Raw genomic sequence first — 8741 nt, forward strand, 5'->3', positions numbered from 1 at the left:
ATTCGGGCACGCGCCGCCGGGAGGACGAGTGCAGGAGAAGAAGGACGCGGCTCTGCGGTCGGACGCGAGGCGAAACCGCGAGCGCATCCTCGAAGCTGCGGTGGCCGAGCTGACGCGCTGCCCGGACGCCCCGCTGAGTGCGATCGCCAAGAAGGCGGGCGTCGGGCAGGGCACGTTCTACCGCAACTTCCCCCACCGCGAGGCACTCGTCCTCGAGATCTACCGCTACGAAATGCAGCAGGTCGCCGACACGGCGGCCCAGTTGCTCGAGACGCGGGAACCGGAGCGGGCCCTGCGCGAGTGGATGGACCGCCTCGCGCGGTTCGCCATGACCAAGGCCGGCCTGGCGGACGCGATCCGCATGGCCACCAGCAGGCCCGGGGGACCGGCGAAGCCGGGACACGCACCGGTGACCTCCGCGGCCGGCCTCCTGCTCCGCGCCAACGAGCAGGCAGGCACCATCCGCCCGGGCGTTTCCCCGGACGACTTCCTCCTCGCCATCGCCGGCCTCTGGCAGATCGACCCCCGCTCGGACTGGCAGCCGCGCGCCACCCGGCTGTTGGACCTCGTCATGGACGGACTGCGCGCGGGAGCGCCGGGGCGGTGACCGCGTCGGGAATCATGGGCCTCATGGAACGCTATGCCTGCGATCACCTCGTCAGCTGGCACCACCGGCTGCCCGAGCGCCCTCTCGACACCATCACCATGGTCGTGCTGCACGCCACCGAGCTGCCCGGTTTCGACGAGGCGCTGCTGGAAGCCGACAAGACGGCACGGGCGAGCGAGATCGGGCGCGGGATGTGCGGGCACCTGTACCTCGACCGGGACGGTACGGTGCACCAACTGGTGCCGTTCGAACGCGTCGCCCAACACGTCCGCGGACACAACACCCCGTCCATCGGCATCGAACTGATCAACCGCGGGCGATACCCCCGCTGGTTCGACGCCGGCCACCAGACCCCTACCGAGCCGTTCCCGGCCGCGCAGGTGCAATCACTCCGGGAGGTGCTGAGGGCGCTTCGCGGCGAATTCCGCCACCTCACCGACCTGTACCGGCACAGCGATCTCGATACCGCCCTGGTCCCGGCAGCGGACCGCCCCGAGGTGAACGTGCGCCGCCGGATCGACCCCGGACCGCTCTTCCCCTGGAAAGCCGTGTCGGCTTTCTGGACCGGGCTCGGCCACGGACAGGAACCTTAGGCCGGGGTGCACCGGGCCCTGGAACCCTCGTGGCGCGAGGAGCTTTCCGCCGGTGAGGTGATCGCCAATACCGGGCCCGGAATGGTCGCCCAGTGCCTGCCGCCGGGTGGAGTCCCGGCCGGCTCCGAGCAGTAGCACCGGGGGGCCGCGCCGCCGTGCCGACCGTCGACATCGTCATCCGGAGCCATGCCAAGGACTTCGCGTGGCTCCGGCACTGCCTGTCCGCCGTTCGGCGCCGCTGTACCGGGTTCCGCCGTGTCATCGTGGTGGTGCCCCGCAGGAGCGCATCGCGTCTCACCCGGTACGGCATCGAGGCCGACAGCATCGTCCGGTGCCCGGACTACGCCGAGGACTACCTGGGCCAGCAGGTCACCAAGGTTCTCGCCGACCGGCTCACCGACGCCGACCTCATCGCGCACCTCGACTCCGACTGCGTGGTCCGCCGCCTCATGATCCCGGCCGACCTGATGGACGGAGCGGGCCGCCCCCGCATGCTGTACACCCCGGACCGCCACTTCCGCCGCGGGGTGCCCTGGCGGACGGCGACGGAACGCTTTCTGGGGCACCCGGTCAGCTGCGACTACATGCGCCGCCAGCCGCTCGTGTACCCGCGGTGGCTCTATGGGGAACTGCGGGAGCACAGCAGGCGTGAGCACGGCATGGAACTGTCCGGGTACATCCAGGCCCGGCGCCCCCTGGGGTTCTCCGAATTGAACGCGCTGGGCGCGTACGCCCACCGGCATCACAGGGGAGCGTTCGCGTGGACGCTGCATCCCAGCCCGGCCTACGACGCGACGCTGACCCGCGTCTTCTGGAGCTGGGCCGGCGTCACGCCGGCCGCCCGAAGAGAGCTGCGAAGACTCGACCAGGAGGACACGGCACCACTCGGGACGGGGGACGGGGATGTTCCGGCCGAGTCGTGACGTGGCGGTGTTCGCGTCCGTGGTGGAACCCCCTCTCCTGGGCGCACTCGCCCGGGCCATGAGGGCGGGCGAGGGCCGCCCGGCAGAGGTCCTCACCCCCACGGGCCGCCGGGTCGGCCGCCACGTGCGGCGCACCAGCGCCGTGCGTGTTCCGCCGGCTGTGGCGGAACCCGTACGGCGCCGCTTCGAAGCCCTCCGCGACACGCTGGCGGATCGCTTCGGGGTGCCCCTGGGCCACTGCGAGACACCGCAGTTCCTGCGCTACGAGCACGGTGACCGCTTCGTGCCCCACGCGGACGTCACGGCGTCGGGCGCCGGGTTCCCGGCCCTTCGCCGCCGGGTGTCGGCGGTCCTGCACGTGGCCCAGGACCCCGTGCCTTCCGCGTCCGGCGGGACGGCTTCCCCGAAGGGCGCAACGGCGTCGTGCGGAAGCCTGACGTTCTTCGACACGTCCCCGGACGTCACCTGGCAGACCTGCCGGGTCAAGGTCGCCGTCGACCCGGGGTCCGTCATCGCCTTTCCTTCGGACGCGGTCCACGAAGTGCCGCCCGTACGCACGAGCAGCAGGCTCACGGTCGCCGTCTGGTTCTGGGACCCGTAGGGCGGTCGGCACGGCGGGTGCGTGCGGGGGAACCGGGGCCACCCGCCGGGTCGCCTGCGGTGTGCTAGCCCTGTGTGCCGTTCTGGTCGACGGGGTACAGGCCGAGCCGGCCTTCGGGGTCGGCCGGGTTGGCGCCCTTCACATCACCGACGTAAAGGTTGATGAGCGCCTTGTAGCGGTCGAGGGCGGCACGGTCGCTCATGAACGCGCCGAGGCCGAGCGGGTTCATGTTCGGGTAGTCGAAGATGCCCTTGCGGCCGGCCGGGGTGGCGACGTCGGTGCGGGCGCTCCAGCGGTTCTGCTGCCCCTGCTTCGACAGGATCCAGCTCAGGTACAGCTTGGCGGCGGCCTTGTGCGGGGCGTCCTTGAGGATGGCGCCGGTCTGCGGCCACGCGACCCAGGGCGACTTCTCCGGGATGCTCGTCTTCGACAGACCGCTGGAGCTGCCCGAGCTGCCGAAGTTCGCCACGTAGCCGCCGGTGCCGACCAGGCCGGAGGCGTCAGCGGTGCCGCGGACGAACTTGGGGTTCTGGGCGAGGAGCTCCTTCAGATAGCCGGTGCCGTACTTGTCGGTGAGCTGCTTGAAGTAATACAGAACGGCGTCGTCGTCGTTCGGGTAGGTGAAGACGAGCTTGTTCTTGAACTCGGGCTTCAGGAAATCCTGGGCCTCGACGGGCGCGTTGTCGCCGAGCGTGGTCGCGGTGACGTTGGCGAAGGCGATGAAGAACAGGCCCGTGTAGTAGCCGTCCTTGTCCTTGACCTGGTCGTAGACCTTGTTCCAGCCGACCGGCTTGTACTTCTCGAGCGCGCCCTCCTTCTTCCAGCGCGGGAAGTCGTCGAGGGTCTGCAGGTGGACGACGTCGGCCACGACCTTGTGCCCGGCTATCTGGTTGTCCAGGCGCGCGTCGTGGTTCTTGCTGAAGTCGACGACGGTGTCGACCTTCATCTTGGGGAACTGCTTGACGAACGCGTTCTTGAGGGAGTCGGCCTGGCCCGGCTTGTCGCCGCCGGCGTAGACGACCAGACGGCCGCCCTCGGCAATGGCGTCCTGGTACAGCTTCTGCAGCTGCTCGTCCTCGCTCGCGCTCTTCGGCGCGGGGCGGGCGGCAGGGGTGGCGGCGGCGACGGTGGCTCCGCTCGCGGCGAGGACACCGAGGGCGACGACGGTGGCCCAGGCCTTTCGGGTGGACTTCACGAAGGCTCCTTCATGGGGGGAGGTGGGAGAGCTTGAAAGTTCAATGACTCTCCGGCGCTCACTCTAGGACGATGTCATTGAATGTTCAAGGAGTGGTCGCGGTGAGCGCCCGGCCGCTTCGGCTTCGGTGATCGAGGGCGTGCAGCGCCTCGGACGCCGGGAAACGGAACTTGCTGCCGTGCTCCCCTCGGTGTCCTTAAACTGCCGGTATGGCTACGGGGGGCTGGAGCTGGTTCTGGATCGTTTCGTCCATGCTGCTCGGCCAGGCCACGGTCCTGGCGACCGGGATCTTCAACAACCGGTCCCAGTTCAGGCGTGAGGCGCTGGCCAGGAAGGCCGACCGCCACAAGGTGCTCGCCGAGCGCCGTGAGACGTTCGAGCTGACTCATCTGGTCGAAGTGAACACTTTGCTGCGGACCGCGATGGACACTCTCCTCGCCTTCGGTTCCGCCAGGCATCTGTACAGGATGCGCATACAAGCAGAACCGTCCGTACCGCCGGAGAGCCTCCGGCAGCCCGTGACGGACGCGTCCGACGCGTCGGACGCCGCTCTCGACGCCTTGCGCTCGCAGATCGGCTTCATCCTCGCGAACAACGTCCGGGCACTGGCCGACGTCGCGGAAGACGCCATCACACGGGCGGCCTCGGGCATCTCCCTCGACGAACCGGTCGACTTCACCGACGTGAGCAAGAAGGCGAACGCGGCCTACGAAGCCCTGGCCGCGCGGGTCCGGGACATCTACGCGACCGCGGAGCCGACGGCGCCGACGCCGTCGGCGTCATGAGCGATCAAGTCCCTCGCGACGGTGAAGCGAGCGGCAACCAGGGCAGCATCGCGCCCTTCGCCTGTGCGCCCCCGGCGCCACGTGCGCCGGGAGCGCACAGCCGTACCCGAAGCGCTCACGCAGTCGTGATGCGCCCGTGGAGCCATAACGCGCCCGCGTAGTGACATCGTTCTCAGCCGAGGAATGAAGACACGAACTCCTCCTTCCCGCCGCGACCGCCCGCGTCGGCCAGGACGTCGACGAACACCTCGTGCACCGGGCCCTGCACGAACTGCACGCACAACACCTCCTGGCATCCCCGCCGCCCCCGCTCGCCGCGCCGCCCCTGTCCCGCAGGCGGGTCGTCCGGCGCTTCGCGGTCCTCGGCGCCGCGGCGGCCGCACTCCCGCTGATCGACTCCCTCACCCGCGTCCGCGAACAGGCGATCCAGCCCGTAGCCCAGGGCCGCAACCTGCCCGGCGGGCTGTTGCAGCCGACCGAGACGACGACGGCCACGTCGACGACCGGCGCGCCGTCGACGACCACAGCGACGACCAGCACCACGACCACGACTACGACCACGTCGACCACCATGGCACCGGTGTAGCGACCATCTTCGGAGCGTGAGCGCCTCGTAGGCGGCTCGGAGGAGCGCGTGGCCGCGTGGGTCGGCGGCGTCGAGGGCGTAGCCGATGCCGAAGCGCAAGGGAATGCCGAGTACGAGGTCGGTGCCGTGGGACTGTTCGTCGAACACCGAACGGCAGGTGGCTCCGGAGGGAAGGCGCGCCGAAGGCGTACGGCCTCCGGAGGAGAGCAGGGACTGGAGGGCGGCGACGGATCGCGCGATTCCGTAGCCCGCTGCGGCCGGGATCTCGGCACGACGCCACCGGGCGTACCAGCCGTTCCGGCGGCTTGGTCGAGGGTCCCGGCCGCAGCCGCAGCGTGCGTACTCACCTGATCGGGTGAGCTCGATTCCTCCTGCGGGTAGCGGGGAATGCGCCGGGCAGCCTCTTCCCGGAAGCTTCCCGGGCGGGAGGAGTCGCTGTCGTGGCACCAGGACCTACCCGAGCCGGCCGGACCGATGTCGTGCGGTTGCTCGTCATCGGCGTGCTCCCCACTCTCGTCCAGGGAGCCTGTCTCCGTCGCTCCCTGGGAGTCAGGCTGACGGCCGCACTGGACACCCACGCTTGGGGCTGCCGGCTTCTGGACGACTTGCGCGAGCGTCACGGTCCGGGGCCGGTGCTCGTCAACGCCTTCGGCAGAACAGGTCTCATCCTCCTTTCGGCCGACGACGCTCGCCGCATGCTCGCCGAGACCGGTGTGTCGTTCACGACTGCCAACCGCGAGAAGATGGCCGCCCTGTCACATTTCGAGCCGGACGCCGTGTTGATCACTCCGGGGGCCGTCAAGGCGGAGCGGCGCAGGTTCAACGAGGCCGCAATCGAGCATTGCGTGGCCGGGCAGTGGTTCCGCGAAGGCTGCCGGGCAGCCGTCGAGGAGGAGGCGCGGCCACTGCTCGTCGGGGGCCCGCTCACGTGGAAGCGGTTCCGCGGCGCTTACCAGCGCATCGTGCGCCGGATCGTCTTCGGTGACGCCGCCCGGGACGACGAGCGCATCACCGAGCTACGGGACAAGCTGCGCAGCGACGGCAATTGGTTCATGCTGCACCGCAAACGCCATCGTCTGCGCGATGAGCTGTTCGTCCGCTGCCGGCGCTACATCGACCTGCCCGAGCCGGGCGGCCTGGCCCGAGCGGTGAGTGTCACCCCTGCCACAGCCGAGATCAAGCCCGTGGCCCAGATGCAGCACTGGTTCTTCGCCTTCGATGCCGCCCCTGTCTCCGACTACCTCACGCTCGGTCTCCTGGCCGGCCGCCCGGAACATTCGGCCAGGGCCCGCGCGGACGGTGCGTACCTCAGGGCCTGCGTCCTGGAGGCCCAGCGGCTGTGGCCCACGACCCTGGCCCTCGTGCGCGACACCACTGCCGAGACGCACTGGCCGGGCGGCTGGACCCTTCCGGCGGGCGCGGCGGTGATCGCCTGTACCCCGTTCTTCCACCGGGACGCCCGGCGCCTTCCGTACGCCGACCGGTTCGAACCCGAGGTGTGGCTCGACGGGCGGGCCGAGGCGGACTGGTCGATCGCACCGTTCAGCCGTGGCCCCGCCCAGTGCCTCGGCAAGGAGATCGTCCTCTCCACCAGTTGCGTGCTCCTCACCGAACTGCTCGGCCGTGACTGGCGCATCACGTCGTCGAACCGTCTCGGACCCGAGCGCCCCCTCCCTCGCACTGCCGATCACATGTCGCTGCGGTTCGCGGCCGGCGATCGCGCAGCCCGCGGCTGACGCCGTGATGGACTCTTCTCGTCCGGTTGCCTCTCCGGCCCTCACCGCATCCGTGCGGTGGTATCCGGGCGACCGCCCGGCCGCCTTCACGCCGACGGAGATCCTGCGTGCGGCGGCTGTCATCAGAGAAGCCGTCCATCTCGTGACCGCCCCTGCGGGACGGGGGGTCGGGCTCGCCGTAGGGGGTTCCACGGGCCCGGTCGTCCCCGGCCGGCCGGGGCTGCCCCTGCTGGGCACCCTGCCACCGCTGTACCCGGAGTGGCTCGGGGACCGCTCCTTCGGCGAGGCGCACGGCGTGCGTTTCCCCTACGTCGCCGGGGAGATGGCGGGCGGAATCGCGACCGTGGCCATGGTCTCCGCCATGGCCCGGGCGGGCATGATGGGCTTCTTCGGCGCCGCCGGGCTGGATCCGGAGCGTGTCGAACGGGCGGTTTCCGAGCTGGCCTCCGGGCTCGCGGGGAAACCGAACTGGGGCGTCAACCTCATCCATTCGCCCGGTGAGCCGATGCTGGAGGACCGGGTAGCCGAGATCGCCCTGCGCCACCGCGTGCCGGCCGTCTCCGCCTCCGCGTTCATGTCGCTCACCCCCGCGGTGATCAAGGTCGCCGCCCGCGGGCTGCGCCGCGGACCACAGGGGCGGATCCTGCGCGGCACCCGGCTGTTCGCCAAGGTGTCCCGTCCCGAGGTCGCGGGGCCCTTCATGGCACCGGCCCCCGAGCCCCTGGTGCGCGCTCTCGTGGAGCGGGGCGAACTCACCACGGACGAGTCCGATCTGGCCACCCGGGTGCCCGTCGCGGAGGACGTCACCGTCGAGGCGGACAGCGGCGGCCACACCGACAACCGGCCGCTCACGGTCCTGCTGCCGGCCATGCTCGCCCTGCGGGACGAACTCACGGCCGTGCACGGCTACGACCGCGGCATCAGGATCGGGGCGGCAGGCGGGCTCGGCACACCCGCCGCGGTGGCCGGCGCCTTCGCCCTCGGCGCGGCGTACGTGCTGACCGGTTCCGTCAATCAGGCCACCCGGGAGTCGGGGCTGTCGGACGACGCGAAGGCGATGCTGGCGCAGGCCGACGTCGCCGACGTGACCATGGCACCGGCGGCCGACATGTTCGAGCTCGGGGTGAAGCTCCAGGTGCTGCGCAGGGGAACGCTCTTCGCCGCGCGCGCCACCCGGCTCTACGAGCTCTACCGTGACCACGAGAGCTGGGAGGACATCCCGCCCCGGCAGCGGTCCCGGGTCGAACAGGACATCCTCGGGACGTCGTTCGACGCCGTCTGGGCCGAGACCCTGCGCTTCTGGCAGCAGCGGGACCCGTCCCGGCTCCGCAAGGCCGAGCAGGATCCCCGGCACCGGATGGCGCTGGCCTTCCGCTGGTACCTGGGCATGTCGAGCCGCTGGGCGGTGGCGGGGCACACCGAGCGCCGTGCGGACTACCAGATCTGGTGCGGCCCGGCCATGGGAGCGTTCAACCGCTGGGCGGCGGACAGCTTCCTCGCCGAGCCCGGCCGGCGCGACGTGGTGCAGATCGCGCTGAACCTCCTCGAGGGCGCGGCCGTCCTCACCCGAGCCCATCAACTGCGCAGTCACGGCGTCACCGTGCCCGCCGCCGCCTTCGCCTTCCGGCCGCGGCGGCTCGCCTAGCCCCTCCCGGCGCGGCCGGTCCGGCCGCGCCGATCACTGCTCCGCCCCGCCCCACCCCGTTCCGCCCCGT

Annotated in this window: 9 protein-coding genes; 8 read left to right on the plus strand and 1 reads right to left on the minus strand. The window is 70.8% G+C overall.

All coding sequences use genetic code 11. The features are described from left to right. Positions 1 to 28: 28 nt before the first annotated feature. The 4 genes from AS857_RS14705 to AS857_RS14720 all read left to right on the plus strand — a co-directional run bounded on the left by AS857_RS14705 (position 29) and on the right by AS857_RS14720 (position 2724). On the plus strand, positions 29 to 607 hold the full coding sequence (locus AS857_RS14705; protein WP_058043544.1) for a TetR/AcrR family transcriptional regulator: 579 nt from the start codon (positions 29 to 31) through the stop codon (positions 605 to 607). Further along, positions 604 to 1200, plus strand: coding sequence for an N-acetylmuramoyl-L-alanine amidase (locus AS857_RS14710; RefSeq protein ID WP_216823973.1), 597 nt, complete (start codon positions 604 to 606; stop codon positions 1198 to 1200). The genes AS857_RS14705 and AS857_RS14710 overlap by 4 nt, the downstream gene beginning before the upstream one ends. Positions 1201 to 1355: 155 nt before the next feature. Next, positions 1356 to 2123 (plus strand): hypothetical protein, encoded by a 768-nt coding sequence (locus AS857_RS14715; RefSeq protein ID WP_058043545.1) that lies wholly within the window; start codon positions 1356 to 1358, stop codon positions 2121 to 2123. Positions 2124 to 2142: 19 nt separating this feature from the next. Next, complete coding sequence (locus AS857_RS14720; protein WP_216823974.1) at positions 2143 to 2724, plus strand: 2OG-Fe(II) oxygenase; 582 nt, start codon at positions 2143 to 2145, stop codon at positions 2722 to 2724. 64 nt (positions 2725 to 2788) lie between these two features. On the opposite strand, the gene AS857_RS14725 is transcribed toward AS857_RS14720, so the two are convergent. Continuing rightward, positions 2789 to 3919, minus strand: coding sequence for an ABC transporter substrate-binding protein (locus tag AS857_RS14725; RefSeq protein WP_058043547.1), 1131 nt, complete (start codon positions 3917 to 3919; stop codon positions 2789 to 2791). A 209-nt stretch (positions 3920 to 4128) separates the two neighbouring features. Between AS857_RS14725 and AS857_RS14730 the strand changes: the two genes are divergently transcribed. From AS857_RS14730 to AS857_RS14745, 4 genes are all read left to right on the plus strand, one after another. Then, the gene (locus AS857_RS14730; RefSeq protein WP_144440819.1) at positions 4129 to 4704 is read left to right on the plus strand and encodes a hypothetical protein; all 576 of its coding nucleotides are present in this window, start codon (positions 4129 to 4131) and stop codon (positions 4702 to 4704) included. 250 nt (positions 4705 to 4954) lie between these two features. Further along, positions 4955 to 5290 carry a hypothetical protein gene (locus AS857_RS40660; protein WP_058043549.1) on the plus strand — a complete coding sequence of 112 codons (336 nt, stop codon included), beginning with the start codon at positions 4955 to 4957 and terminating at the stop codon, positions 5288 to 5290. A 440-nt stretch (positions 5291 to 5730) separates the two neighbouring features. Continuing rightward, positions 5731 to 7026, plus strand: coding sequence for a cytochrome P450 (locus tag AS857_RS14740; RefSeq protein WP_144440820.1), 1296 nt, complete (start codon positions 5731 to 5733; stop codon positions 7024 to 7026). Positions 7027 to 7033: 7 nt separating this feature from the next. Next, the gene (locus tag AS857_RS14745; RefSeq protein WP_079110338.1) at positions 7034 to 8671 is read left to right on the plus strand and encodes a PfaD family polyunsaturated fatty acid/polyketide biosynthesis protein; all 1638 of its coding nucleotides are present in this window, start codon (positions 7034 to 7036) and stop codon (positions 8669 to 8671) included. The last annotated feature ends 70 nt before the right edge of the window (positions 8672 to 8741 follow it).

Source organism: Streptomyces roseifaciens, assembly GCF_001445655.1.
Classification (GTDB): Bacteria; Actinomycetota; Actinomycetes; order Streptomycetales; family Streptomycetaceae; genus Streptomyces; species Streptomyces aureoversilis.